The sequence below is a fragment of the Phaeobacter sp. A36a-5a genome (assembly GCF_037911135.1).
Taxonomy (GTDB): Bacteria; Pseudomonadota; Alphaproteobacteria; order Rhodobacterales; family Rhodobacteraceae; genus Phaeobacter; species Phaeobacter bryozoorum.
On sequence record NZ_JBBLYU010000002.1, the window covers coordinates 218291 to 242753 of the forward strand.

Consider the following 24463-nt stretch of genomic DNA (forward strand, 5'->3'; position numbering starts at 1 on the left):
GGACTTATTTTTGATTTGGAGAGTCGCCCATGGCCCGCGTGACGGTTGAAGACTGCGTAGACAAGGTTCCCAACCGCTTTGAGCTGGTGATGCTCGCAGCGCATCGCGCTCGTGAGATTGCCGCTGGTGCGCCGCTCACGGTTGAGCGTGACAACGACAAGAACCCCGTCGTGTCCCTGCGTGAGATCGCTGATGAAACGCAGAGCGCCGACTCCCTGCGTGAGCGTCTGATCGAAAGCAACCAGACCCAGATCGAGGTTGATGAGCCGGAGGATGACTCCATGGCCCTGCTGATGGGCGCGGAAAGCGACAAGCCTGCCACGGATGATATGTCGGAAGAGAAACTGCTGCGTGCGCTGATGGAGGCGCAAGGGCAAGGTTAAGACGTCGCAAGACATAATGAGCTGAGGCTGCGGACCGGAAATGATTTCACCAGAAGACCTGATTGCTCTGGTCCGCAACTACAATCCCAGGACCAATGCGGACAGGATCGCTGATGCTTATGCGTTCGGCGAACAGATGCACGACGGGCAGTTTCGCCATTCGGGTGAGGCGTATTTCACCCATCCCGTGGCGGTTGCTGCCATCTTGACAGAGCAGCGGCTGGATGACGCCACGATCATCACGGCGCTGCTGCACGACACCATCGAAGATACCAAGGCGTCTTACGACGAAATCGCCAGCCGCTTTGGCAAAGAGGTGGCGATGCTTGTTGATGGTGTAACCAAGCTGACCAATCTCCAGCTGTCCAGCCGCGAAACCAAACAGGCAGAAAATTTCCGCAAGCTGTTCATGGCAATGTCCAAGGACCTGCGGGTTATCCTCGTGAAGCTTGCCGACCGTCTGCACAACATGCGCACCATCAAAGCGATGCGCCCGGAGAAACAGGCCCAGAAAGCCCGTGAAACCATGGATATCTACGCGCCACTGGCTGGTCGCATGGGGATGCAATGGATGCGCGAGGAGCTGGAGGATCTGGCCTTTCGCGTGCTCAATCCAGAAGGTCGCCAGTCAATTATCCGCCGCTTTGTCACGCTACAGCGGGAAACCGGCGATGTGATCCATCGGATCACCGGGGACATGCGGGCCGAACTGGAAAAGACCGGGATCGAAGCCGAAGTTTTTGGCCGCGCCAAGAAACCCTATTCCATCTGGCGTAAGATGCAGGAAAAGGATCAGGGCTTTTCGCGACTGTCCGATATCTACGGGTTCCGCATTATCACAACGAGCGAGGAAGACTGTTACCGGGCCCTGGGCGCCATACATCAGCGTTGGCGTGCTGTCCCTGGGCGGTTCAAGGATTACATCAGCCAGCCAAAGTCCAACGGCTATCGGTCGATCCATGCAACCGTCTCCGGGCGCGACGGCAAGCGGGTAGAGGTGCAGATCCGCACCCGGCAGATGCACGATGTGGCAGAAACCGGTGTGGCGGCCCATTGGTCCTACCGCGATGGCGTGCGCTCTGAGAACCCCTTTGCGGTTGATCCGGCCAAATGGATTGCGTCCCTGACGGAGCAGTTTGATGCGGAGGAGGATCACGATGAATTCCTCGAAGCCGTCAAACTGGAGATGTATTCCGACCAGGTGTTCTGCTTCACTCCCAAAGGCGATGTGATCAAGCTCCCAAAGGGCGCGACTCCGATCGACTACGCCTATGCCATTCACACCCGTATCGGCCACGCCTGCGTCGGGGCAAAGGTGGATTCGATCCGCGTGCCGCTTTGGACACGCCTGCGCAATGGCCAGTCGGTCGAGATCATCACTGCTGAGGGCCAGACCCCGCAGGTAAGCTGGCTGGATATTGCAACCACCGGCAAGGCGCGTACCGCGATCCGCCGTGCCCTGCGCGAGGCTGACCGCGCCCGGTTCGTGAAACTGGGCCACGAGTTGGCGCGATCCGCGTTTGAACATGTCGGGCGCAAGGCCACTGACAAGGCGTTGGAGACGGCGGCCCGTGCGCTTCGCGTCAGCACGGTCGATGAATTGCTGGCCCGTTTGGGGGCTGCGGTACTCACCGCGCATGATGTGGTTCAGGCGGTCTATCCGGAACTGGCCGCTGACAACAGCGATGAGGTTTCGCCGCGTCGTGCGGTGATTGGCCTTGAGCCGGGGCAGAGCTTCGAGCGGGCCCCCTGCTGCCAGCCACTGCCCGGCGAACGGATCATCGGCATCACCTATCGTGGCCGGGGTGTTGTGGTCCATGCTGCAGATTGCGACGCTTTGGGAGAGGTCGAGGATCAGCCCGAACGCTGGGTCGATCTGCACTGGCACAGTGGGACCCACCCCGCAGTCTACGGCGTGACGCTGGAGCTGACGATTGGCAATGACGCCGGTGTCCTGGGACGCATTTGCACATTGATCGGCGAAAAAAAGGCCAATATCTCCGACCTTGAATTTGTCGATCGGAAACCAGACTTTTACCGGCTGATGATTAATGTCGAACTGCGGGATGTAGAGCAGCTGCATTCGCTGATGTTGATGCTGGAAGCAGAGAGCGATGTCGCCGCCGTTGCACGGTACCGCGATGTGCCGGAAAGCCGCCCAAAGCTCGGGTAGCCGTTCAGTAGGATTTGGGAAGGACGCGAACCTTTGGTATTCAGGCGCCGTGATAGACGTCCGCCTCTGCGCGCGGTTGCCGATTTCCTGTGGCCGCGGGGCGGGTGGGGGCGCGCGTTTCACTATGTGAAGCATCGTGTGCGTCGTCTGCCCGATTCGCCGGAGCGGATCGCCCGCGGTGTCTGGGCGGGGGTATTCACCACCTTTACCCCATTCTACGGGATGCATTTCGTTGTGGCCGCGATTATCGCGCGGCTGATGAACGGCAATATCCTCGCCGCCCTCAGCGGCACGTTTTTTGGCAACCCGCTCACCTATGTGCCGATCGGCGTTGCCTCTCTGCAGACCGGCCACTGGATCCTTGGGACAGAGTTCGACGCCGATGTCGACAAGTCTCTGGTCGGGAAATTTCTGGCCGCCGGGAATGATCTTTTTGACAACCTGATCGCTTTGGTAACTGATCGTCCGGCGGATTGGCAGGGGCTGACCCTGTTCTACCACGATGTGTTCTATCCTTATCTCGTCGGTGGCGTGATCCCCGGCCTCATCACTGCAACCGTCTGCTATGTGCTGAGTGTACCGGTCATCCGCGCCTATCAGCAGCGCCGCCGCACCAAGATCAAGGCTAAGTTCGACGTCATCAAGAAACGCGCCTCGCTGGACGCCGCAGACGACAGCAGCAGCTAAGCCGCTGCCAAACTGCGCGATTTGGCGGTTTCCGGGCTTGCCCTTGCCAGCGCAACCCCTAGTGTCAGGCAAAAGGCACTCAATTGGGAACTGCGATCCATGGCACAGACTTCCTCGCACAACACAGGCCTGCGGCTTGGCGTGAACATTGACCACGTGGCCACCGTTCGCAATGCACGCGGCGGCCAGGTACCTGATCCGGTGCGCGCTGCCAAGCTGGCCGAGGAAGCCGGAGCCGACGGGATCACCGCTCATCTTCGCGAAGACCGCCGTCACATCACTGATCGCGATATCGACGGGCTGATGGAAGCGTTGAGCGTGCCTCTGAACTTTGAGATGGCCGCGACCGAAGAAATGCAGAAGATCGCCCTGCGCCACAAACCCCATGCGGTTTGTATCGTGCCGGAAAAGCGGGAAGAACGCACGACCGAGGGGGGGCTGGAAGTGGCCCGCGAGGAAAACAAACTCGCCCATTACATCGCGCCGTTGCGCGATGCCGGGTGCAGGGTGTCGATCTTCATTGCCGCTGACCAGCGGCAGATCGAGGCGGCACATCGCATCGGTGCTGAGGTGATCGAGCTGCATACGGGTGCCTATTGTGAGGCTCATGCCGAGGGCGATTTTGCCAAGCGCGATGCCGAGCTGGCAGCCCTGCGCGAAATGTCCAGCTTTGCCCATTCCCTGGGGCTGGAGGTTCACGCGGGCCATGGTCTGACCTATGATTGTGTGCAACCGATCGCGGCCTTTCCAGAGGTGCGCGAACTGAACATCGGCCATTTCCTGATCGGCGAGGCCATCTTCAGAGGGTTGACCCCGGCCATCGCCGAAATGCGCCGCCTGATGGATGAGGCGCGCGTCTAGGACAGCCACCGACGCCCACGGGTCTTGCCAGTTCCGGTCAGATCGCCTTTGATCGGGGCATGATATTGGGCGTTGGCACTGACTTGGCAAATATCGAGCGTATTCAGCGCACTTTGGACCGGTTTGGTGACCGGTTCAAAAACCGTGTTTTCACCGAAATCGAACAGCGCAAGGCCGAGCGGCGCATGGATGTCGCCGGAACCTATGCCAAACGCTGGGCTGCCAAGGAGGCCTGCTCCAAGGCACTCGGCACCGGGTTGCGGATGGGAATCGCCTGGAAAGACATGGCCGTTTCCAATCTGCGCAGCGGCCAGCCGGTCATGCATGTCACCGGCTGGGCCGCAGATCGGCTGGCAAAGATGACTCCCCCGGGTCACGAGGCCATCATCCATGTCACATTGACTGATGATCATCCCTGGGCGCAGGCTTTTGTCGTCATCGAAGCGCGCCTAATCACCAGTGAACCGCTTGCGACGCCGGGCGATGCTTGACTTACCCGGAGCGGCCCCGCATGTAGCGCCGGACCCTTGTTTACAGTTAGACCGGAGAGCCTGATGACGGCCAAAGCAACAGTCGGAAGTTCGATCCTTGAGACGGTCAAGACCATTGTCTACGCCCTGCTGATCGCAGGTGTATTCCGCACCCTGTTCTTTCAGCCGTTCTGGATCCCTTCGGGCTCGATGAAGGAAACCCTGCTGATCGGCGACTTTCTGTTCGTGAACAAAATGGCTTACGGCTACTCTTCGGCGTCCTGCCCCAGCCTGAAATTCCCCAGCGTCGGCATCGACATCGACAGCAGCGATATCTGTGGCTTCCTTGACGGTGATAACTCGCGCATCTGGGCCGATGAACCCGAACGCGGCGATGTCGTTGTCTTTCGTCACCCGGTAAACCAGAACGATTTCATCAAGCGGCTGGTTGGCTTGCCGGGGGACAAGATCCAGGTCAAAAACGGCGTCCTGCATATCAATGGCGCGGCTGTTGCCCTGCAGGATGCAGGCGAGTTCGAGGAGCTGATGGCGCCGCAGGGACCTGCCGGATCTTATCCTCTTTGTGAAAACGCCCCTGTGGGTGAAGGGGCAACCTGCACGAAATCCCGCCAGATCGAAACTCTGCCGGGCGGCAGTCAGCACGTTGTGCTCAACATCGGCAATCAGGGTATGGATCACACAGGCATTTATCAGGTGCCTGCTGGTCACTATTTCTTCATGGGTGACAATCGCGACAATTCCTCCGACAGCCGACTGCCGCAATCGGCCGGTGGTGTCGGCTATGTGCCTTTCGAAAATCTCATTGGTCGCGCAGATCGGATCATGTTCTCCTCGGCTGGCCGGTCGATGCTGTTTTTCTGGACCTGGCGCGCGGATCGCTTCTTCAAGGGGATCGAGTGAAACTCTCTAAAGAAATGCGCGCGTTTGAGACGCGGATCGGCTATCATTTCTCCCAGCCGGCACTCTTGGTGCGCGCCCTCACACATGCCTCGGTCTCGTCTCCGAACCGGCAGGACAACCAGCGGCTTGAATTTCTGGGCGACCGGGTTCTGGGGTTGGTGATGGCGACGGCGTTGTTGGATACGGACAAGACCGCAACCGAGGGCCAGCTGGCGCCACGTTTCAACGCCTTGGTGCGCAAGGAAACCTGTGCCGATGTGGCACGGGAGATTGATCTGGGGGCCGTGCTAAAACTGGGCCGCTCCGAGACCATGTCAGGCGGTCGACGCAAACTGGCCTTGCTGGGGGATGCAATGGAGGCGGTCATCGCCGCAGTCTACAAGGACGGTGGTTTTGAGGCCGCGCAGCAGTTGATCCTGCGGCTCTGGGGCCATCGAATTGGCCGGGTCGAGGCGGATGCGCGCGATCCCAAGACCACATTGCAGGAATTTGCTCAGGCGCGCGGAGAGCAGCCGCCCACCTATGTACTGGTTGAGCGCAAGGGTCCCGACCACCAGCCGGAATTTACCATCTCCGTGCAGCTGCAGGACGGCACCGAAGGCCGCGCAACCGCCGGATCAAAACGTCAGGCCGAACAGGCCGCAGCCAAATCTCTGTTGGCTCGATTGGAGCAGGAAAAATGACCACACGCGCCGGCTTTGTTGCCCTGATTGGTGAGCCCAACGCGGGCAAATCCACCCTTCTCAACCGTATGGTTGGGGCAAAGGTGTCGATTGTAACCCATAAGGTGCAGACCACTCGCGCCCGCATCCGCGGTGTCGCCATGGAGGGGGAGAGCCAGATCGTCTTTGTCGACACGCCTGGTCTGTTCCAGCCGCGGCGGCGTCTGGACCGCGCGATGGTTGCTGCCGCCTGGGGTGGAGCTGCGGACGCTGATGTGGTTGTTCTGATGGTTGAGGCGCATCGTGGTATCACCGAAGGGGTAGAGCGCATCCTGGAAGGTTTGGAGAACATCGGCGAGGGGCGCAAGATTGCCCTCGCAATCAACAAGATCGACCGTGTTCAATCCGAAGTGCTTCTTGGCCTGACCAAGGAACTCAACGACCGCTACCCCTTTGCCGACACATTTATGATCTCGGCCGAGAAGGGCCACGGTGTCGACCATCTGCGCAGCTGGCTGGCGGAGCAGCTGCCAGAAGGCCCGTGGCTCTACCCAGAGGACCAGATCGCCGATCTGCCAATGCGGATGATCGCCGCAGAGATGACCCGCGAGAAACTGACCCTGCGCCTGCACCAGGAACTGCCCTACCAACTGACGGTGGAAACTGAAAACTGGGAAGAGCGCAAAGATGGCTCCGCCAAGATCGACCAGATCATCTATGTCGTGCGCGATGGTCACAAGGGCATCATTCTGGGCAAGCGTGGCGAGACCATCAAGGCTGTGAGCCAAGCGGCGCGCGCTGAGCTGGAAGAGTTCCTGGACCGCAAGGTGCATCTCTTCCTGCAGGTGAAGGTCCGCCCGAACTGGCTGGAAGAATCCGAGCGCTATTCCGAGATGGGCCTCGATTTCAAGGACGGGAATTGATCCCATATGGCGCGGCTGACCGCCAGTTTCTGGGTGCAGGCCTATCTCACCCGATTGCGGCTCGCCGACATCCCTGCCTTTGTGACCTCTCATGGTGATGACACAGCGGGGGCCGTATTGGTGAAGCTGAACACGCTGGACCGTCGGGCGCAGGCTCTGCACCGCTCCTATGACCTGATGAGCGGCTTGCGCAGCTGGGTCACTCTGGCCGAGGGGGATGAGGCGGATGTCGATGCCGCCATCGCCAAACAGCGCAGTTTCGACCTTGACCTCTGGGTAATCGAGGTCGAAGATCGCGATGGGCGGCATTTGCTGGACGAGCCGGGGCTAGATTGATCATGGAGTGGCGCGACGAAGGCATATTGCTGACGATGCGCCGCCATGGGGAAAGTGCTGCCATCGTGGATGCGTTTACCGTCGAACACGGGCGTCACTCCGGGATCGTCCGCGGTGGCGCGGGGCGCCGGATGGCGCCGGTGTTGCAGCCGGGTGCCCAACTGGACCTGACCTGGCGCGCGCGGCTCGAAGACCATCTTGGCAGCTATCAGGCTGAGCTGATCCGCAGCCGCGCCGCCACGGCAATGTCCAGCCGATTGGCGCTTGCCGGGCTGAACGCGGTGACGGCGCTGCTCGCCTTCTGCCTGCCTGAACGCGAACCGCACCCGGACCTGTATCTGCGCAGCGCGCAGCTTCTGGACCTTCTGGGGCGTGACGATATCTGGCCGCTGGCCTATCTGCGCTGGGAAGTTGCGCTGCTGGAGGAGATGGGCTTCGGCTTGGATCTCGATCACTGCGCCGTCACTGGCAGTCGACATGAGCTGATCTATGTCTCCCCCAAAAGCGGGCGAGCGGTGTCGCGCGCTGGGGCGGGGGAATGGGCCGACCGCATGTTGCCCTTGCCGGACGTGTTACTGGGACGTGGAGGGGCCGAGACGCAGGACATCGTGGCGGCTTTGTCCACCACGGGCTTCTTTCTGGAACACAGGCTTGCACCATCGCTGGGCAACATCCCGCTACCAGAGGCGCGGGGGCGCTTTTTGGATGTGCTCAGTCGGCAGCCTTGAAAACCATCTCGCGCCCGGTGTCATTTGACAGGATCATGACGTCGCCCTTGATCTCCACGATCTGCATCTGCTGCAAGGCGTCGAGAACCGCCACCTCTTCTCCGAGAGCCGGACAAACACGGCGCGTGGTCGCCATCTGCGCTAGGTCAAACCACGGGTAGGGGACGTCCAGCCGTGCGGTGAAACGATTGCAGGGCAGGGCGCCGGACACGTTCTCCCCGCGATCAAAGGACAGGGTTGTGGCGTCTTTCACAATATGGCCGTCGATCTCCTGCAGCTGCCATAGCACGCCACGGCCGCCGTAGCCGCGCAGGGTTTCATCACCGAAACAGCCCGTTAGGGGCAAAGCGCAAGTCAGGGTGACGAGAGAGAAAAACTTGGTCCGCATCGCCGCACGCTACTCGATGAGGGGGCGAGGTCAACCAACCAGGGAGGTGCAAAGATAAAAAAGACCCGGCGCGAAACGCACCGGGTCAGAGGAGTGTCCAGGGGAGTTAATGACTGAACTCAGGCCAAGAGGCGTCTCGCGATGACTTGCGCCTGAATTTCTGCAGCGCCTTCAAAGATGTTGAGAATGCGGGCATCGCAGAGCACGCGGCTGATCTTGTATTCCAAGGCAAACCCATTGCCTCCGTGGATCTGCAGGCCGTTGTCGGCAGCCGCCCAGGCAACACGTGCGCCAAGCAGTTTTGCCATGCCCGCCTCTAGGTCACAGCGATGGCCGTTGTCCTTTTCCCAGGCGGAGAAATAGGTTAGCTGACGCGCGATCATGATCTCTACCGCCATCATCGCCAGCTTCGATGCCACACGCGGGAAGGCGATCAGCGGCTTGCCGAACTGCTTGCGGTCCTGGGCATATTGCATAGCGATATCCAGAGCCGATTGCGCAACACCGATGGCGCGGGCTGCGGTCTGGATACGGGCGGATTCAAACGTTTCCATCAGCTGTTTGAAACCTTTGCCCTCTTCACCACCGAGGAGGTTCTCACGCTTCACGTGAAACCCGTCAAAGCCCAGCTCGTATTCCTTCATGCCGCGATAGCCCAGAACCTCGATCTCGCCACCGGTCATACCTTCGGTTGGGAACGGGTTTTCATCGGTGCCCGGTGTTTTTTCCGCAAGGAACATCGACAGGCCACGGTGATCTGTGCTGTCGGGGTCGGTCCGCGCGAGGAGGGTCATCACATGGGTCCGGGCGGCATGGGTGATCCATGTCTTGTTGCCGGTGATCTTGTAGTCGCCATTGTCATCCTTCACCGCGCGGGTGCGAAGAGATCCAAGATCAGAGCCTGTATTCGGCTCGGTGAATACCGCCGTCGGCAGGATTTCCGCGCTGGCAATCTTGGGCAGCCAATTGGCTTTCTGTTCTTCAGTGCCGCCTGCGATGATCAGCTCGGCGGCAATCTCGGAGCGGGTGCCAAGGCTGCCAACACCGATATAGCCGCGCGACAGCTCTTCGGAGACAACACACATCGACGCCTTGGAGAGACCAAAGCCGCCGTATTCTTCGGGAATGGTCAGACCAAAGACGCCCATCTCGGCCAGTTCCTCGATGATCTCCATCGGAATCAGCTCATCCTTCAGATGCCAGTCGTGGGCGTTTGGCTCGACCTTTTCGACCGCGTAGCGACGGAACTGGTCGCGGATCATCTCCAGTTCTTCGTCCAGACCTGAGGCGCCGAACATCACCGATCCGGCCTGTTCCTGCATCAGCTCAACCAGCCGGACGCGCGCTGCCTGCGTGTTGCCGCTGTCACAGAGCGTCATGACAGCAGGGGCCATCAGCATCCGCTGGCTCTCTTGCGACAGGCCCAGATCCTGCAAACGCAGGATTTCGCCCTGGTTCATCTGGATGCCGCCGTAGATCTGCCAGAGGTATTCGCCAAAACCGATTTGTAGCAGCAGGTGCTCCATCTCGCCAAACTTGCCATTTGAGTGCAGGTCGCTGGCCCAGCGGTGCATCTGGCGCAGGCTGTAGGCGTAGGTCGAGAGCCAGGCGAGGCCATGGGCGGCGGTCTGGTTGGCCTCGACCAGCGCGCCAGAGACCCGTCCGCCTTCGCTGACCTGATCGCGGACGGTGCTACGGGCCGCCTCCAGCAGCTGGTCAACCGGTTCCAGCGCAGCAGCGGTCAGCGCCAGCAAATCAGGAATAAGTGTTGGTTGCATTTGCGGGTCCTGTCCGTCGTGGGCCATGAATCACATCCTTTTCAGCTGGCTCAGTGGTAAATCATTTTGCAGTTGCAGCGCAACAAAAATACCCGAGGGCATTATGATTGGATCAAAAATTACGTAACGATTTTGCGCGCGCGGCGATGGAAACCTGTGCTAAGGGTTTGATCATGTCCGATAATTCGATCCTTACCGTTTTCCTCTCTGCGGGTCTTACCCTGGAAAACTTGATCTTTGCGTTTGCGATTGCAGCACTTGCCGGCACGGTCAAGGGGATGGTTGGTTTTGCCATGCCGATGATCCTTGTTTCAGGACTTAGCCTGTTCTTACCGCCCGATATTGCGCTTGCCGGGTTGATCCTGCCCACGCTGGTGACCAATGGGATGCAGGCCCTGCGGCAAGGGGTAATGGCGGCCTGGGAGTCGATTCGGCGGTTCAGGATCTTTCTGCTTGTGGGTCTGATCTTTCTGCTGGGCAGTGCGCAGCTGGTCCGCGTATTGCCACAGGACTTCATGCTGATCCTGATAGGCGGGCCGGTCACCCTGTTTGCTTTGTTGCAGCTGTTTGGGATTCCAATCCCCATTTCCAGCGCCACACCGCGTATTGAGGCAACGGTGGCTGCTGTCGCCGGCTTCATCGGTGGCTTCTCCGGTATCTGGGGGCCGCCCACGGTGGCCTATCTGACGGCGCTTGGAACCGAAAAGCGCGAGCAGATGCGGGTACAGGGAGTCATTTACGGGCTGGGCGCCGTGGCGCTGCTGGTGGCGCATATCGGGTCCGGCGTCATGAGAGCCGAGACCGCGCCCTTTTCAATGTTGCTGATCCCTCCGGCGATTCTGGGAATGTGGATCGGCGGACGGTTGCAGGATCGGATCAATCAGGTCACCTTTCGGCGGGTAACTTTGGTTGTATTGCTGCTGGCGGGGGCAAATCTGCTGCGGCGGGGCCTCATCTCATAGGCTCTAACACCATCACTTGAGCCTGTATGATCCGAACGGGCAGACGAAGGACGGCATATGGTGAAGAGATTTGGCGCGGAACAGTTGGCCACTGCATCTATTGTCGTTGCGCTGCTGGTGCTGGCGCTGAAGGCGCTGGCCTGGTGGATGACCGGATCAATTGCCCTGTTTTCCGATGCGATGGAGTCTCTGGTCAATATCGGTGGTGCTATAATGGCGTGGTTCGCGGTTCGCTACGCCAATCGCCCGCCTGATGCTGGTCACCCCTTTGGCCATCACAAGGCCGAGTATTTCTCGGCGGTGCTGGAAGGGATCATGATTATCGTCGCGGCCCTACTGATCCTGCATGAGGCGATAGAGGCGCTGCGCACCCCGGCGCCATTGGTGTGGAGCCCGTTGGGGCTGCTGGTGAATGCCGGGGCGATGCTGGTCAATCTCTGGTGGGCGCGGGTTCTGATCGGGCGTGGTACGGCCTTGGCCTCGCCTGCCTTATCTGCCGGTGGGCGCCACCTGATGAGCGACGTCTGGACCTCTGCCGGGGTTCTTTGCGGCCTTGGTCTTGCGCTTGCGACAGGCTGGCCATGGCTGGATCCGCTTCTGGCGCTGCTTGTGGCAGTCAATATCCTGCGCGAAGGGTACCGCGTCGTAGCCAGTTCTGTTGGCGGGTTGATGGATCAGGCCGCGCCATCCCACGAACGCGAGGAGATTGCCGAGATCATCCACCGGACCGCGCAGGGTGCCTTGCAGGTGCACGGTCTAAAAACCCGGCGCGCCGGGCAGGCGGTTTTTGTCGAGTTCCATATGGTTGTCGCAGGAGAGATGACCGTGCGGGCGTCGCACGCGATCTGTGATCGTATCGAAGAGGCGATCCGCGTCTCCCTGCCTACAGCGCAGGTTACGATCCACGTGGAACCGGAACACAAACTGGAAGATGGCGGGATCAAACCGGGGCAGTAGATCGGTCATTGCCAGACACGAAAAAGCCCCGGCCATGGACCGGGGCTTTTCTGATCTGACTGTGGTCGGCTTAGCTGATCGCGGCTGCCTTCACATCATCGTCGATGTAGGGCAGGTACTGCTCGAAGTTGTCGGAGAACATCTGAACCAGCTTCGCAGCCTGCGCGTCATATGCGGCCTGATCGTCCCAAGTCCGGCGCGGATCCAGCAGAACCTCGGCCACGCCCGGAACGGTCACAGGTACGTCAAAGCCAAAGTTGCCATCCTTGCGGAACTCAGCCTCGGCCAGCGAACCATCCAGGGCGGCGGTCAGCAGAGCGCGGGTTGCGCGGATCGGCATCCGTGAACCGATACCATAGGCGCCGCCGGTCCAGCCGGTGTTTACCAGCCAGCAGGTGGCGCCGTGCTGGGCGATCTTCTCACGCAGCAGGTTGCCGTAAACCTCCGGGCGGCGCGGCATGAAGGGCGCGCCAAAGCAGGTGGAGAAGGTCGGCTCCGGCTCGGTCACGCCGCGCTCTGTGCCCGCCACCTTGGAGGTGAAGCCGGACAGGAAGTGGTACATCGCCTGCGCTGGGGTCAGCCGCGCGATCGGAGGCAGCACTCCGAAGGCATCGCAGGTCAGCATGATGATATTCTTCGGGTGGCCGCCACGGGCGCTTTCCGAGGCGTTGGAGATATAGTGCAGCGGGTAGGCGCAGCGCATATTGGCCGTCAGGCTGTCGTCGTTGAAATCTAGCTTCTTGGTCTCTGGGTCGAACACCATGTTCTCGATCACGGTGCCGAACTTGGAAGTAGTGGCGTAGATTTCCGGCTCTGCCTCGGCATTCAGGTTGATGGTCTTGGCATAGCAGCCGCCTTCAAAGTTGAAGGTGCCGTTGTCGGCCCAGCCATGTTCATCGTCGCCGATCAGCACCCGGTCGGGGTCTGCGGAGAGGGTGGTCTTGCCGGTGCCGGAGAGGCCAAAGAACACGGCGGTGTCCACAGGGTTGCCCTTGGCGTGGTTGGCGGAGCAGTGCATCGGCATGATGCCTTTTTCCGGCAGCAGGTAGTTCAGCAGCGAGAAGACGGATTTCTTGTTCTCACCGGCATATTCCGTACCGCCAATCAGGATCATCTTGCGATCGAAGTTCATCGCAATCACGGTCTCACTGCGACAGTTGTGGCGCTCAGGGTTCGCCTGGAAGCTCGGGCAGTTGATCACGGTGAAGTCGGCGATGAAATCATCCAGATCCTCACGATCCGGGCGGCGCAACATGGTGCGGATGAACAGCCCGTGCCAGGCCAGTTCGGTGACCATGCGCACATTGATCGCATGGACAGGGTCGGCCCCGCCGACCAGATCTTGCACGTAATAATCTTTGCCCTGCATATGGACGAGCATGTCCTCGTAGAGCGCATCAAAGCCCTCTGGGCTCATCTCGGCGTTGTTTTCCCACCAGATGGTATCAGCGACGCTGTCGGTTTTCACCACGTGCTTGTCCTTGGGGGAGCGGCCGGTGAACTTGCCGGTGGTCACCAGGAAGGCGCCGCCGTTGCCAAGAGTACCTTCGTCGCGCTTCAGAGCTGCCTCGATCAGAGCTGGCTCCATGAGGTTGTAATAGACGTTCCCCAGTCCTTCGATACCTTGATCTTCGAGGCGGAATTGCGGGTTAACCCGTCCAGATGCCATGTGTTCTTTCTCCTGTGTCGACCATTGAAGGCCGCAAACAATAAAAGCCGCGCCCTGGGGCAGAGATCGGCACAACCGGCCGATGTGGGTGGTCTTAACATGAGGTTTTACTGGCTGAACAGAACGGTTTGACGCAGTTAGCGCCATCAAGGCGATGTTTAGCGCAACCATTTTTTTTAAAGACAATTTGCGAGGGTAGATGCCGGAATGTTCAGCGCCTGCTAAGGTATTTTTGTCTCAATTGAGGCGAAACTGTGTCGAGATTCCTCAATTGGCATTGATTCGCCGAGGTAGAACGGCGATGAACGTCTAAAAAACGCAAAAAAGAGCAGATTAGGGGCCAATCAGATGTCTAAGATTGCTTTAGTCGATGATGATCGGAATATCCTGACTTCGGTCTCGATGACCCTTGAGGCTGAAGGCTTCGAGGTTGAGACCTATAATGACGGGCAGGCTGCGTTGGACGCGTTCAACAAGAAGCTGCCCGATATGGCCGTCCTTGATATCAAGATGCCACGGATGGACGGCATGGACCTGTTGCAGCGACTGCGCCAGAAGACCCAGATGCCGGTGATCTTCCTCACCTCCAAGGATGATGAGATCGACGAGGTTCTGGGCCTGCGCATGGGCGCTGATGACTACGTCAAGAAACCGTTTTCGCAGCGGCTGCTGGTCGAACGCATCCGCGCATTGCTCCGCCGTCAGGAGGCGATCAGCGGCGATGCAGTGGCCACCACCACCGAAAACAAGGTGATGGAGCGTGGCAACCTGCGGATGGATCCCCTACGCCATTCTGTCAGCTGGAAGGGGCAGGATGTATCGCTCACGGTGACTGAATTCCTGCTCCTGCAGGCACTGGCACAGCGACCGGGTTTCGTCAAAAGCCGCGACCAGCTGATGGATGTCGCCTATGACGATCAGGTCTATGTGGACGACCGGACCATCGACAGCCACATCAAACGCTTGCGCAAGAAAATGCGCAATGCGGACCCTGAATTCTCGGCGATTGAGACCCTTTATGGTATCGGGTACCGTTACAATGAAGAGTAAGCCCTGCTCAGGGTCAGGCGGAGTACAACGCCGATGCGCGATTCTGGCATAACCCGCCCACGGCGGGATAGTGATGTTGTTCTGGGCGATGATTGGGTCGCGCCGGAGCAGAACGTCGCGCGTGAACTTCAGGACCGGCGGGCCCGTCGCGGCGTCCTGACGCTGCGGGCGTCGCCGCTCACACGCAGGATCATCACGCTGAACCTTATTGCGCTGATCATTCTGGTGTCGGGTATCCTCTATCTCAATTCCTCGCGTCAGAGCCTTGTGCTTCAGCGCGCAGGTGCCCTGGCGGCCGAAGCGATGCTGATCTCGGATGTGTTTGAGGCACAGCTGCCTGAACTGGGCACCGTGAGCCTTGCGGTCGGCGACGGGATAGATCCGGTAACGACCCTTCAGAACATCAGCCTGCGGGCCGGTGCGGAAGTGTTTGTCTTTGACACAGCAGGGACGCTGATTGCCCAGACCAAGGGGATCGAACAGGGCGGCGCGCTGGACCTTCTCAATGACGCCAGCCCATCAGCAACCCTGATCAGCGATGCTCTGGCGGCTGTTTGGTCCTTTGTGGGCGGACTGTTGAAGTCGGACACGCCGGAGACCCCCGCCCAGCCTCTTGAGGACCAGCTGCGCGCTATGGTGCAACAGGCGCTGGTAGGCGGGACAGAGGTAAAGGCCGTTGTTGATACCAGCGGCGGTACGGTCTTCTCCGCTGCCACGCCGATCCTGTTTCAGGGAGAAGCGATCGGCGTTGTCACGCTGGCCTCACCAACCGGCGAAATCGACGCATTGGTTCGCGGCGAGCAGGAGCGCGTCCTGCAGATGTTTGTGGTCGCGCTGGTCGTATCCATCGGGTTGAGCCTGGTGCTGGCCTCCACGATCGCAAACCCGCTCGCAGACCTCGCAGAAGCCGCAGAGCTGGGTCGCGATGGCGACTCCCGAAAATCAAAGCCTGGGCGCATTCGCATTCCCGATCTGAGCGCCCGCCCGGATGAAATTGGCCGTCTCAGCCGCGCCCTGCGTGGTATGGTCAAGGCGCTCTATAATCGCATCGACAGCAATGAACAGTTTGCCGCAGATGTGGCTCATGAGATCAAGAATCCGCTGGCCAGCCTGCAATCGGCGGTCGGTACGCTACGGATGGTCAAACGCGAAGATCAGCGTGACAAGCTGCTGGATGTCATCGAACACGACGTGCGGCGTCTGGACCGGTTGGTCAGCGATATCTCCAATGCCTCGCGGCTGGACGCTGAGCTGGTGAAAGAGGAGGAGGAGAGCTTTGATCTCCTCCATATGCTTGGCAACCTCAATCAATTCCTTGGCGAGGATGCGCGCGGCAAGGGGATCGACTACATCACCGACCTGCCAAAGACACCGATAACAATTCAGGGGCTGGAGGCCCGGCTGGCGCAGGTCTTCGTCAACCTGATCACCAACGCGATTTCCTTCTGCGAGGACGGCGATGCCATCCGCGTCTGGGCGCGCCGTCGCGACAACCGCGTTCTGGTCGTGGTTGAAGATACCGGTCCCGGCATCCCCGATCAGGCCCTGAGCAAGGTGTTCAAACGCTTCTATTCACAACGGCCCGTTGAGCATTTTGGCAATAACTCGGGCCTTGGTCTGGCGATTTCCAAACAGATCGTCGAAGCACACGGTGGTGTGATCTGGGCCGAGAATATCCGCCCGACCGAAGCTGACATCACCTCGGAACCTCTGGGGGCTCGGTTTGTCGTCGGCCTCCCGGTCTGACCCATGGCTGCGACGCCGACCTGTCGGCTTCACGCCAGCTGTGTCGCGGTGGCGGGGCAGGGTCTGTTGATCACGGGCGGCTCCGGCAGTGGAAAATCGACACTGGCCCTGCAAATGATGGCGCTCGGGGCGGAACTGATCGCGGATGATCAGGTGATCATAACTGCCAGCGATGACGCTCTGGTGGTCAGCGCGCCGGAACCATTGCGCAATATGATCGAGGCGCGCGGGTTGGGCCTGCTGTTCGCCCGGGCAGCAGACCAGGCGCATTTGGCCGGTGTCGTCGATCTGGATCATGTTGAAACCGAACGCCTGCCGCCCCAGATTGAAACCACGATCCTCAACCGGCCAATCCGCCAGCTGCGTCGTGTCGACGGCCCGCATTTCGCCCCTGCGCTGCTGCAGTTTCTCAAACACGGAGCCTTGAATCCCGATGCCTGACCCGGATGCTGTCCCTGATCCAACGGCGGTGCCGATCGTTCTGGTGACAGGCCCGTCCGGTGCCGGGCGCACCACGGCCATCAACGTGCTGGAGGACCTCGGTTTTGAGGCGATTGACAATCTGCCTTTGCGCCTGCTGCCCGGTCTGGTGGAGACCAACAGCCTGACCCGACCGATGGCGCTGGGTCTGGACAGTCGCAACCGGGATTTCTCCCCCGCCGCCTTGCTTGATGTTATCGACATGCTGGCTGCGCGCCGGGATCTGCATCTGACCGTGCTCTACCTAGATGCCGACCCCGATGTCCTGCTGCGACGCTACTCGGAGACCCGGCGCCGACATCCGCTTGCCCCGGCCGAGGATCCTGAGGTCGGGGTGCTTCGCGAGATTGATCTGATGCTGCCGATCCGCGACCGTTCCGACCTGTTGCTTGATACCTCGGAGATGAACATCCACCAGCTGAAGGCGGATATCGAACGCCGCTTTGCCCCCGAAGGGCGGGCGCTGGCGGTTTCCTTGCAGAGCTTTTCCTACAAACGCGGCGTGCCACGCAGCATTGATATGGTGTTCGACTGCCGGTTCCTGCGCAATCCCTATTGGGAGAAAGACTTGCGAAGCCTAGACGGGAGGGATCCGAAGGTGCAGAGCTATGTCCAGGAAGACAGCCGCTATCAGCCGTTCTTTGACCGGGTGCTTGATCTGATCCGCTTGCTGTTGCCTGCGTATCGAGAAGAGGGTAAATCGCATCTCTCTATAGCATTTGGATGCACCGGAGGGCAGCACCGCTCGGTCACGATGGCAGAAACCCTGGCCAAGGACCTTGCGGAAAACGGGCAGCAGGTGTCAATTAGACACCGCGAGCTGCACGGCCAGCGACAGAAGTGAGGGACCGGCTTGATCGGAATCGTGATCGTTGCACATGGGGGGCTGGCCAGAGAATATCTGGCCGCCGTGGAACATGTTGTGGGTCCTCAGGTCTGCCTGGAGGCGATCAGCATAGGCCCAGAAGACGACCGGGATGAGAAGCAGCGCGAGATCTGCCGTGCTGCCGATGCCGTCGACAGCGGCGGCGGTGTCGTTGTGGTCACGGACCTGTTTGGCGGTTCTCCGTCGAACCTCAGCCTCTTGGCCTGTACGCCACCAGATCGCCGGATCCTCTACGGGGCCAATCTGCCGATGCTCATCAAACTGGCAAAATCCCGCCATCTGCCTGTTGCGGATGCGGTCAGGCATGCCATGGAGGCGGGCCGCAAGTACATTAACGCCCAAAATATCAACCCCGAAGGGGAGCAAGCGCACTAAATGGTTCGTAAAACGCTGAAAATCGTCAATGAAAAAGGACTGCACGCGCGCGCCTCAGCGAAGCTGGTCGAGGTGGTCGAGGGCTTTGATGCCACGGCCGAAGTCTCGCGGGACGGGCTGTCGGCCTCCGGGGACAGCATCATGGGGCTTTTGATGTTGGCAGCCTCAAAAGGAACGACTATTGACATCGAGACCTCGGGCCCGGATGCAGAGGCGCTTGCCTCGGCGTTGGACACGCTTGTTGCTGACAAGTTCGGCGAAGGCTACTGAGGCTCATTCAAAGCTACGGAACAGGACAAGGCACTTGGCGGATACTGCGCATGATCGCGACGCTGGCGCGACGCCAGGGACCGAAGAGACCGGCGAGATCTATGACCGCCGGACTCTCACCTACGCCAATTCCTTTGACGACCGCTGGACGTCTTTTGCGATCCGCGCCATCGAATGGTGCACGGGCAAGCTGACGATCCTCAGGATGGTGCGCCGGTTCGAGCGCAGCAACGCCGAATACCGGGGCCAGAAATTCTGGCGCGGTGCCCTCAATGTCATGGGAATCGATCTGGAAACACCGCAGGAGCAAATCCTGCGCATCCCGCGAGAGGGGCCGGTGGTGGTGGTTGCAAATCACCCGCATGGGATGGTCGATGGGATGATCTTTGCGGATCTCATTGGCAGGGTGCGTCAGGATTATCGCATCCTGACCCGCTCCGTGCTGACCGGCCTGGACGAGGCGGCAACCTCTTTTATGATCCCGGTCCCGTTTCCCCATGACCCCGAAGCACAAAGCAAGATGGTCGAAATGCGGGCCAAAACGATGGCACATCTGAAAGAGGGGGGCGTGGTCGCGCTGTTTCCCTCCGGTGTGGTGATGTCCTCGGACAGCTGGTTCGGCCCCGCAATCGAGCGGGAATGGAACGTGTTCACCGCCCAGCTCATTCGCCGCTCCGGCGCGCGTGTGGTGCCCATCTTTTTTCCGGGCAGCAATTCTCGCTGGTACCAGATTGCCAATCAGGTCTCGCCGATCCTGCGTCAGGGGTTGTTGCTGCATGAGATCGTGCGATCCTGCAACAAGCCGCAGAGCCCGGTTGTCGGAGAACCCCTTAGCGATGCGCAGATGGAAAAGCTGCAGAGCGATCCGCGCGGCTTTATGGCCTGGCTGCGCGAACATACGCTGTCGCTCGGTAAGCCGGGCTAGAGCCGCCGCGCGTCATCTTCTGGCTGGAAATATCCCGGGGGATGAGCAGGCTTCCCGGAAACCGTCTGGCAGACGGTTTCGCCTGCGAAGGGGGCAGCGCCCCCTTTCTGAGATATCCGCCTATCGCGTCGGCACTGGGATCTCGCCCCGGTAATCATAGAACCCGCGTTGCGTTTTCCGGCCCAGCCAGCCTGCTTCGACATATTTCGTCAGCAGCGGGCAGGGGCGGTATTTGGTGTCCGCCAGACCATCATGCAGTACATTCATGATGGCAAGACAGGTATCCAGACCGATGAAATCAGCCAGCTCCAATGGTCCCATCGGATGATTGGCGCCCAGCTTCATCGACTCATCAATGGATTTCACGGATCCCACGCCTTCATACAGGGTGTAGACCGCCTCATTGATCATCGGCATCAGGATCCGATTGACGATAAAGGCGGGGAAATCCTCCGCGCTTGCTGCGGTCTTGCCCAGTTTTTCCACCACCGCGTGACAGGCCGAGAAAGTGGCCTCATCTGTGGCGATGCCGCGGATCAGTTCGACCAGCTGCATGACCGGCACCGGGTTCATGAAGTGAAACCCCATGAAACGCTCCGGTCGGTCGGTCCGGCTGGCCAGTCGGGTGATCGAGATCGACGAGGTGTTGGAGGTGAGAATCGTGTGCGGCAGCAGATGCGGCAGCAGATCCTCGAAAATGGCCTGCTTCACCGTTTCGCGTTCTGTCGCCGCTTCGATGACCAGATCAGTCTTGCCGACATCCGCCAGCGTTAACGTTGTCGAAATGCGCCCTAGTGCAGCGTCAACATCCGCCTGCTCAATCTTGCCCTTGCTGGCCTGCCGGGTCAGGTTCTTCTTCACCGCATTCACGGCACTGTCCAAGGCCTGTTGGCTTATGTCATTCAAAACAACATCATAGCCTGCCAGCGCCATCACATGTGCGATGCCATTGCCCATCTGGCCTGCACCAATCACGCCTATTTTCTGGATGTCCATCGCTCATGCCTCTTGGGAGTTTTCCGGCGGATCATACTGGCGGGTCCGTGGGCGGCACAAGGCCGATTGGCCGGGTTTTTAGGCAAAGTTGAGCATTAGCAATTCGTCAACGGATCTCGGATTAAGTGAGTCTCGGGTGAAATTTGGTGGGTATTATGAGCTATGAACTCAAGAGCGCGACAGCGCTTGCGGGCGAGCCTTGCAGCTATGCGGGCTCGAAATTATTGGTCCGCGGGCCGGCGCGTAATCTGACTGAACCATATTTGGCATTTATCGGCGGCACAGAGGTCTTTGGACGCTTTGTCGAACGTCCCTTCGTGGCCGAAGCAGAAACGATTCTACAGCGCCCCTGCGTAAACCTTGGCAGCGTGAATGCCGGGGTCGACAGCTTTTTGAGCGATCCGGATATTCTGGATATTGCCCGCAAGGCCGAAGCATCTCTTGTCCAGGTGCTGGGGGCACAGAATATCTCCAACGGCTATTACAAGGTTCATCCCCGGCGCAATGACAGGTTCTTATGCGCTCATGAGCCGCTGCGGGATCTGTATCCGGAAATGGATTTCACGGAGTATCACTTTAACAAGCACCTGCTGAGCGCGCTCCGATCTTGTTGCAGAACCCGTTACGAAACCGTTCGCGATCATCTGCAAGAGACCTGGGTTGACCGTATGGGAGAGCTGATCGCGGCGCTTAATGGGGAGGTGACTTTGCTCTGGATCCATTACGACGTCGATCATCAGGCCCTGTTTGGACATGAGCCTGCGCTGGTTGACCGGCCGATGGTGGATGCACTGCGTGCGCGTGTGCTCGGGGTTGTTGAGATCCCTGTCCATACCGCGCGGGATGCCGCAGACATTGACGGCATGTTCTACGGACAGCTTGACCTGCCGTCGGCCCAGCGAATGGTCGGCCCGAAGGAGCATGTTAGAATTGCGGCGCAGGTGGCGCAGTATCTGCAACCCCGCCTCAGAAACTGATCGCGACCCGAAAGGTTGTTGGAAACAAAAAAAAGCCCGCGACAGATGTCGCGGGCTTTTCACATGTTTACGCGATGCGCTTACAGTTTTTCGATCAGCTCGGGCACGGCCTGGAACAGGTCGGCCACCAGGCCGTAATCGGCAACCTGGAAGATCGGAGCCTCTTCATCCTTGTTGATCGCAACGATGATCTTGGAGTCCTTCATGCCTGCCAGGTGCTGAATTGCGCCGGAGATCCCAACCGCAACATAAAGCTCAGGCGCCACGACCTTGCCGGTTTGACCCACCTGCCAGTCGTTCGGTGCATAGCCCGAATCCACGGCCGCGCGGGAGGCGCCAACCGCCGCACCCAGCTTGTCGGCCAGGTTTTCGATCAGTTTGAAGTCCTCTTCGGACCCAACACCACGACCACCGGACACAACAACACCGGCCGAGGTCAGCTCGGGGCGATCGCTGGCGGCGACTTTGTCCTCGACCCATTCGGACAGGCCGGGGTTTTCGGCAGCGGAAATGGTGTCAACGGAGGCGGAGCCGCCGTCACCAGCCGCGTCGAAGGTGGATGTCCGGAACGAGATCACCTTTTTGGCGTCGCGCGACTTTACGGTCTGAACCGCGTTGCCTGCGTAGATCGGACGCTCGAATGTGTCGCCATCGACAACACCGGATACGTCCGAAATGACCATCACGTCCAGCAGGGCTGCAACGCGGGGCAAGACGTTCTTGGCGTCAGTGGTCGCAGGCGCCACGATGTGCTCATAGTCGGATGCCAGCGAGGCGATCAGCGCAGCAGTCGGTTCCGCCAGACGGTGGCCGAGCGAGGCGTCTTCAGCAACCAGAACCTTCGACACGCCTGCAATCTTGGCGGCTTCTGCACCGGCTGCTGCCGCAGAGGCGCCAGCGGCCAGAACGGTCACGTCGCCCAGCTTGCTTGCCGCGGTCACGGCTTTTGCGGTTGCGTCCAGCGCCAGGGCGCCATCGGTCACTTCGGCAAGGAGAAGAACAGCCATTACACAGCCCCCGCTTCTTTGAGTTTACCGACCAACTCATCCACGGAGCCCACGATGATGCCTGCGGCACGGGCTGCGGGTTCAGTGGTGGAGATGATTTCCAGACGCGGGGAGACATCGACGCCGTAGTCGGCGGCGGTTTTCTCGTCCAGCGGCTTTTTCTTGGCCTTCATGATGTTCGGCAGCGAAGCGTAACGCGGCTCGTTCAGGCGCAGGTCAACGGTGACGATGGCGGGCATCTTCACCTTGATGGTCTGCAGGCCGCCGTCCACTTCGCGGGTCACAACGGCGCTATCGCCATCGATGTCCAGCTCAGAGGCAAAGGTGCCCTGCGACCAGCCCAGAAGCGCCGACAGCATCTGACCGGTGGCATTCATGTCGTTGTCGATCGCCTGCTTGCCTGCCAGAACCAGGCCGGGCTGCTCTTCCTCGACCACTTTGGCGAGGATTTTGGCAACGGCCAGCGGCTCGATGTCGGTATGCACGTCATCTGCTGCAACAACCAGGATCGCGCGGTCGGCACCCATGGCGAGCGCGGTCCGCAGGGTTTCCTGCGCCTGCTTCACACCGATGGAGACAACGACGATCTCATCAGCTTTGCCGGCTTCCTTGAGGCGGATCGCCTCTTCGACGGCGATTTCGTCAAACGGGTTCATCGACATTTTGACGTTGGCGAGATCGACACCGCTGCCGTCCGCTTTGACGCGGACCTTCACGTTGTAGTCAATCACGCGCTTGACAGGCACAAGTACCTTCATTTTGCGTTCTCTCCTTAACAAACGGTAAGCCGCCGGGGCGACTCTCCTCCATGCTCTCGCGATGTTGATAGCGGCTTAGATTGCGCCGCAACAGGGCAAAATCGTCACGTTACCGCCCTCCGACGTCGCGTCTGACGGTTTGCATTAGCAGTTTTGCAGGAATGTTTCGCCGATAATGCTGCACTGCCGCAGCGGCAGCTATACCGGTGCTTGATCTCGATGGGACAGGTTGCCGCAGCGCTATGCGATCACCGACCAGCTCTGCCACGCGCCGCTCGGCCGGGCGCGTGGGGTATTGTCATTGCGGCGCTTACCGATTGGCGCCGGGCACCCAGAGCACATCGCGCGCGCCGTTGTCATTGGCAGCACGCGACGCAACAAAGAACCAGTCGGACAGCCGGTTGAGATATTTCACCGCTGCCGGATTGATGTCCTCCTGCGTGGCAAGCTCGGTTGCCAGACGTTCGGCGCGGCGCGCCACGGTACGACATACATGGAGATGTGCGGAGAGAGCTGCGCCGCCGGGCAGCACAAAGCTGCGCAGAGGCGCGAGATTGGCGTTCATGACATCAATTTCCGCCTCCAGACGCGCAACCTGTGCATCGGCAACACGCAGTGGCGGGTATTCGGCATTGGCATCTTTGTCCATTTCAGGTCGGCAGAGGTCCGCGCCCAGGTCAAACAGGTCATTCTGAATACGCGCCAGCGCCGCGTCCATCTCACCATCGGCCTCCAGTCGCGCCACCCCGACAAAGGCATTCAGCTCGTCCGAGGTGCCATAGGCATTGACCCGCGCGGAATGTTTGGCAACGCGGTCTCCATTGCCAAGAGCGGTGTCGCCCTTGTCGCCGGTACGGGTGTAGATCTTGTTCAATACGACCATGATTTACTGACCTCCCTGAGCGCGAAGATAGACATATCCGAGGATGAACACCACGGCGAGGAACTGAAACAGGATGCGCAGGCGCATCATCTTGTTGGCATTTCTGGCATTGAAGGCGCCGCCGGCGCCGAAGCCACCAATGCCGATTACCAGCACGATGACGGTTGCGGCGATCGCAGCAATCGCCAGGATGTAGAGCGGATCGCCCATCT

The 24463-nt window shown here is 59.9% G+C and carries 28 protein-coding genes; 20 read left to right on the forward strand and 8 right to left on the reverse strand.

Annotated features, from left to right (window positions below; genetic code table 11):
* The first annotated feature begins 29 nt into the window (after positions 1 to 29).
* The 10 genes from rpoZ to recO all read left to right on the forward strand — a co-directional run bounded on the left by rpoZ (position 30) and on the right by recO (position 8144).
* Complete coding sequence (gene rpoZ, locus WLQ66_RS11645) at positions 30 to 383, forward strand: DNA-directed RNA polymerase subunit omega (protein ID WP_061049565.1); 354 nt, start codon at positions 30 to 32, stop codon at positions 381 to 383.
* Between the two features lie 40 nt (positions 384 to 423).
* Positions 424 to 2556: a RelA/SpoT family protein gene (locus WLQ66_RS11650; protein ID WP_340546540.1), complete on the forward strand. Its 2133-nt coding sequence runs from the start codon at positions 424 to 426 to the stop codon at positions 2554 to 2556.
* Between the two features lie 33 nt (positions 2557 to 2589).
* Positions 2590 to 3243: a DUF2062 domain-containing protein gene (locus WLQ66_RS11655; protein ID WP_340546541.1), complete on the forward strand. Its 654-nt coding sequence runs from the start codon at positions 2590 to 2592 to the stop codon at positions 3241 to 3243.
* Positions 3244 to 3342: 99 nt separating this feature from the next.
* The gene (locus WLQ66_RS11660; RefSeq protein WP_340546542.1) at positions 3343 to 4104 is read left to right on the forward strand and encodes a pyridoxine 5'-phosphate synthase; all 762 of its coding nucleotides are present in this window, start codon (positions 3343 to 3345) and stop codon (positions 4102 to 4104) included.
* A gap of 59 nt (positions 4105 to 4163) precedes the next feature.
* Positions 4164 to 4595, forward strand: a complete 432-nt coding sequence (gene acpS, locus WLQ66_RS11665; protein ID WP_340546543.1) for a holo-ACP synthase — start codon at positions 4164 to 4166, stop codon at positions 4593 to 4595.
* Between the two features lie 63 nt (positions 4596 to 4658).
* Positions 4659 to 5495 carry a signal peptidase I gene (gene lepB / locus WLQ66_RS11670; protein WP_340546544.1) on the forward strand — a complete coding sequence of 279 codons (837 nt, stop codon included), beginning with the start codon at positions 4659 to 4661 and terminating at the stop codon, positions 5493 to 5495.
* Positions 5492 to 6178: a ribonuclease III gene (gene rnc, locus WLQ66_RS11675; protein WP_340546545.1), complete on the forward strand. Its 687-nt coding sequence runs from the start codon at positions 5492 to 5494 to the stop codon at positions 6176 to 6178. The genes lepB and rnc overlap by 4 nt, the downstream gene beginning before the upstream one ends.
* Entirely contained in the window at positions 6175 to 7080 is a 906-nt protein-coding gene (era, locus tag WLQ66_RS11680; RefSeq protein ID WP_340546546.1) for a GTPase Era, read from the forward strand. The genes rnc and era overlap by 4 nt, the downstream gene beginning before the upstream one ends.
* 6 nt (positions 7081 to 7086) lie before the next feature.
* Positions 7087 to 7416, forward strand: a complete 330-nt coding sequence (locus tag WLQ66_RS11685; protein WP_340546547.1) for a DUF1491 family protein — start codon at positions 7087 to 7089, stop codon at positions 7414 to 7416.
* Positions 7417 to 7418: 2 nt separating this feature from the next.
* Positions 7419 to 8144: a DNA repair protein RecO gene (gene recO, locus WLQ66_RS11690; RefSeq protein ID WP_340546548.1), complete on the forward strand. Its 726-nt coding sequence runs from the start codon at positions 7419 to 7421 to the stop codon at positions 8142 to 8144.
* On the opposite strand, the gene WLQ66_RS11695 is transcribed toward recO, so the two are convergent.
* Both WLQ66_RS11695 and WLQ66_RS11700 read right to left on the reverse strand, forming a co-directional pair.
* Entirely contained in the window at positions 8128 to 8532 is a 405-nt protein-coding gene (locus tag WLQ66_RS11695) for an META domain-containing protein (RefSeq protein ID WP_340546549.1), read from the reverse strand. The two genes, recO and WLQ66_RS11695, sit on opposite strands and share 17 nt — an antisense overlap.
* A gap of 119 nt (positions 8533 to 8651) precedes the next feature.
* Positions 8652 to 10337, reverse strand: a complete 1686-nt coding sequence (locus WLQ66_RS11700; protein WP_340546550.1) for an acyl-CoA dehydrogenase family protein — start codon at positions 10335 to 10337, stop codon at positions 8652 to 8654.
* 146 nt (positions 10338 to 10483) lie between these two features.
* On the opposite strand from WLQ66_RS11700, the gene WLQ66_RS11705 reads away from it, so the two are divergent.
* Entirely contained in the window at positions 10484 to 11272 is a 789-nt protein-coding gene (locus WLQ66_RS11705; protein ID WP_340546551.1) for a sulfite exporter TauE/SafE family protein, read from the forward strand.
* 57 nt (positions 11273 to 11329) lie between these two features.
* Positions 11330 to 12229, forward strand: a complete 900-nt coding sequence (locus WLQ66_RS11710; RefSeq protein ID WP_340546552.1) for a cation diffusion facilitator family transporter — start codon at positions 11330 to 11332, stop codon at positions 12227 to 12229.
* Between the two features lie 70 nt (positions 12230 to 12299).
* Here the strand turns inward: WLQ66_RS11710 and WLQ66_RS11715 are convergent, their stop codons facing one another.
* Positions 12300 to 13898, reverse strand: coding sequence for a phosphoenolpyruvate carboxykinase (locus WLQ66_RS11715; protein ID WP_340546553.1), 1599 nt, complete (start codon positions 13896 to 13898; stop codon positions 12300 to 12302).
* A 348-nt stretch (positions 13899 to 14246) separates the two neighbouring features.
* Here WLQ66_RS11715 and WLQ66_RS11720 point away from each other — a divergent pair, with 348 nt between their 5' ends.
* Genes WLQ66_RS11720 through WLQ66_RS11750 form a run of 7 tightly spaced genes read left to right on the forward strand, consistent with a single transcriptional unit; the run spans position 14247 to position 19630 of the window.
* A complete protein-coding gene (locus WLQ66_RS11720) occupies positions 14247 to 14948 on the forward strand; it encodes a response regulator transcription factor (protein ID WP_340546554.1) in 702 nt (233 codons plus the stop codon).
* Positions 14949 to 14981: 33 nt separating this feature from the next.
* Entirely contained in the window at positions 14982 to 16694 is a 1713-nt protein-coding gene (locus WLQ66_RS11725) for a sensor histidine kinase (RefSeq protein WP_340546555.1), read from the forward strand.
* A gap of 3 nt (positions 16695 to 16697) precedes the next feature.
* Positions 16698 to 17135, forward strand: coding sequence for an HPr kinase/phosphorylase (locus WLQ66_RS11730; RefSeq protein ID WP_340546556.1), 438 nt, complete (start codon positions 16698 to 16700; stop codon positions 17133 to 17135).
* Positions 17128 to 18018 (forward strand): RNase adapter RapZ, encoded by an 891-nt coding sequence (gene rapZ, locus WLQ66_RS11735; protein ID WP_340546557.1) that lies wholly within the window; start codon positions 17128 to 17130, stop codon positions 18016 to 18018. The genes WLQ66_RS11730 and rapZ overlap by 8 nt, the downstream gene beginning before the upstream one ends.
* Positions 18019 to 18027: 9 nt before the next feature.
* Positions 18028 to 18435 (forward strand): PTS sugar transporter subunit IIA, encoded by a 408-nt coding sequence (locus WLQ66_RS11740; protein ID WP_340546558.1) that lies wholly within the window; start codon positions 18028 to 18030, stop codon positions 18433 to 18435.
* Positions 18436 to 18705: an HPr family phosphocarrier protein gene (locus WLQ66_RS11745; RefSeq protein ID WP_340546559.1), complete on the forward strand. Its 270-nt coding sequence runs from the start codon at positions 18436 to 18438 to the stop codon at positions 18703 to 18705. It begins immediately after the preceding gene.
* Between the two features lie 34 nt (positions 18706 to 18739).
* Positions 18740 to 19630, forward strand: coding sequence for a lysophospholipid acyltransferase family protein (locus WLQ66_RS11750; RefSeq protein WP_340546560.1), 891 nt, complete (start codon positions 18740 to 18742; stop codon positions 19628 to 19630).
* A 120-nt stretch (positions 19631 to 19750) separates the two neighbouring features.
* On the opposite strand, the gene WLQ66_RS11755 is transcribed toward WLQ66_RS11750, so the two are convergent.
* Positions 19751 to 20626, reverse strand: coding sequence for a 3-hydroxybutyryl-CoA dehydrogenase (locus tag WLQ66_RS11755; protein ID WP_340546561.1), 876 nt, complete (start codon positions 20624 to 20626; stop codon positions 19751 to 19753).
* Positions 20627 to 20781: 155 nt separating this feature from the next.
* Between WLQ66_RS11755 and WLQ66_RS11760 the strand changes: the two genes are divergently transcribed.
* Entirely contained in the window at positions 20782 to 21603 is an 822-nt protein-coding gene (locus tag WLQ66_RS11760) for a DUF6473 family protein (protein ID WP_340546562.1), read from the forward strand.
* Between the two features lie 80 nt (positions 21604 to 21683).
* Here WLQ66_RS11760 and WLQ66_RS11765 read toward each other — a convergent pair whose 3' ends face one another.
* The 4 genes from WLQ66_RS11765 to WLQ66_RS11780 all read right to left on the reverse strand — a co-directional run bounded on the left by WLQ66_RS11765 (position 21684) and on the right by WLQ66_RS11780 (position 24461).
* Positions 21684 to 22610 carry an electron transfer flavoprotein subunit alpha/FixB family protein gene (locus WLQ66_RS11765; RefSeq protein WP_340546563.1) on the reverse strand — a complete coding sequence of 309 codons (927 nt, stop codon included), beginning with the start codon at positions 22608 to 22610 and terminating at the stop codon, positions 21684 to 21686.
* Positions 22610 to 23368 (reverse strand): electron transfer flavoprotein subunit beta/FixA family protein, encoded by a 759-nt coding sequence (locus tag WLQ66_RS11770; RefSeq protein ID WP_340546564.1) that lies wholly within the window; start codon positions 23366 to 23368, stop codon positions 22610 to 22612. The genes WLQ66_RS11765 and WLQ66_RS11770 overlap by 1 nt, the downstream gene beginning before the upstream one ends.
* A 310-nt stretch (positions 23369 to 23678) precedes the next feature.
* Complete coding sequence (locus WLQ66_RS11775; protein ID WP_340546565.1) at positions 23679 to 24251, reverse strand: cob(I)yrinic acid a,c-diamide adenosyltransferase; 573 nt, start codon at positions 24249 to 24251, stop codon at positions 23679 to 23681.
* Positions 24252 to 24254: 3 nt separating this feature from the next.
* Entirely contained in the window at positions 24255 to 24461 is a 207-nt protein-coding gene (locus WLQ66_RS11780; protein ID WP_040176068.1) for a twin transmembrane helix small protein, read from the reverse strand.
* Between the last annotated feature and the right edge of the window lie 2 nt (positions 24462 to 24463).

Excerpts from the sequence above, each read along its gene's own strand:
- rpoZ (WP_061049565.1), top strand. The coding sequence starts at position 30 with ATGGCCCGCGTGACGGTTGAAGACTGCGTAGACAAGGTTCCCAACCGC.
- WLQ66_RS11650 (WP_340546540.1), top strand. The coding sequence starts at position 424 with ATGATTTCACCAGAAGACCTGATTGCTCTGGTCCGCAACTACAATCCC.
- WLQ66_RS11660 (WP_340546542.1), top strand. The coding sequence starts at position 3,343 with ATGGCACAGACTTCCTCGCACAACACAGGCCTGCGGCTTGGCGTGAAC.
- acpS (WP_340546543.1), top strand. The coding sequence starts at position 4,164 with ATGATATTGGGCGTTGGCACTGACTTGGCAAATATCGAGCGTATTCAG.
- lepB (WP_340546544.1), top strand. The coding sequence starts at position 4,659 with ATGACGGCCAAAGCAACAGTCGGAAGTTCGATCCTTGAGACGGTCAAG.
- era (WP_340546546.1), top strand. The coding sequence starts at position 6,175 with ATGACCACACGCGCCGGCTTTGTTGCCCTGATTGGTGAGCCCAACGCG.
- WLQ66_RS11685 (WP_340546547.1), top strand. The coding sequence starts at position 7,087 with ATGGCGCGGCTGACCGCCAGTTTCTGGGTGCAGGCCTATCTCACCCGA.
- recO (WP_340546548.1), top strand. The coding sequence starts at position 7,419 with ATGGAGTGGCGCGACGAAGGCATATTGCTGACGATGCGCCGCCATGGG.
- WLQ66_RS11695 (WP_340546549.1), bottom strand. The coding sequence starts at position 8,532 with ATGCGGACCAAGTTTTTCTCTCTCGTCACCCTGACTTGCGCTTTGCCC.
- WLQ66_RS11700 (WP_340546550.1), bottom strand. The coding sequence starts at position 10,337 with ATGGCCCACGACGGACAGGACCCGCAAATGCAACCAACACTTATTCCT.
- WLQ66_RS11705 (WP_340546551.1), top strand. The coding sequence starts at position 10,484 with ATGTCCGATAATTCGATCCTTACCGTTTTCCTCTCTGCGGGTCTTACC.
- WLQ66_RS11710 (WP_340546552.1), top strand. The coding sequence starts at position 11,330 with ATGGTGAAGAGATTTGGCGCGGAACAGTTGGCCACTGCATCTATTGTC.
- WLQ66_RS11715 (WP_340546553.1), bottom strand. The coding sequence starts at position 13,898 with ATGGCATCTGGACGGGTTAACCCGCAATTCCGCCTCGAAGATCAAGGT.
- WLQ66_RS11720 (WP_340546554.1), top strand. The coding sequence starts at position 14,247 with ATGTCTAAGATTGCTTTAGTCGATGATGATCGGAATATCCTGACTTCG.
- WLQ66_RS11725 (WP_340546555.1), top strand. The coding sequence starts at position 14,982 with ATGCGCGATTCTGGCATAACCCGCCCACGGCGGGATAGTGATGTTGTT.
- WLQ66_RS11730 (WP_340546556.1), top strand. The coding sequence starts at position 16,698 with ATGGCTGCGACGCCGACCTGTCGGCTTCACGCCAGCTGTGTCGCGGTG.
- rapZ (WP_340546557.1), top strand. The coding sequence starts at position 17,128 with ATGCCTGACCCGGATGCTGTCCCTGATCCAACGGCGGTGCCGATCGTT.
- WLQ66_RS11745 (WP_340546559.1), top strand. The coding sequence starts at position 18,436 with ATGGTTCGTAAAACGCTGAAAATCGTCAATGAAAAAGGACTGCACGCG.
- WLQ66_RS11755 (WP_340546561.1), bottom strand. The coding sequence starts at position 20,626 with ATGGACATCCAGAAAATAGGCGTGATTGGTGCAGGCCAGATGGGCAAT.
- WLQ66_RS11760 (WP_340546562.1), top strand. The coding sequence starts at position 20,782 with ATGAGCTATGAACTCAAGAGCGCGACAGCGCTTGCGGGCGAGCCTTGC.
- WLQ66_RS11765 (WP_340546563.1), bottom strand. The coding sequence starts at position 22,610 with ATGGCTGTTCTTCTCCTTGCCGAAGTGACCGATGGCGCCCTGGCGCTG.
- WLQ66_RS11770 (WP_340546564.1), bottom strand. The coding sequence starts at position 23,368 with ATGAAGGTACTTGTGCCTGTCAAGCGCGTGATTGACTACAACGTGAAG.
- WLQ66_RS11775 (WP_340546565.1), bottom strand. The coding sequence starts at position 24,251 with ATGGTCGTATTGAACAAGATCTACACCCGTACCGGCGACAAGGGCGAC.
- WLQ66_RS11780 (WP_040176068.1), bottom strand. The coding sequence starts at position 24,461 with ATGGGCGATCCGCTCTACATCCTGGCGATTGCTGCGATCGCCGCAACC.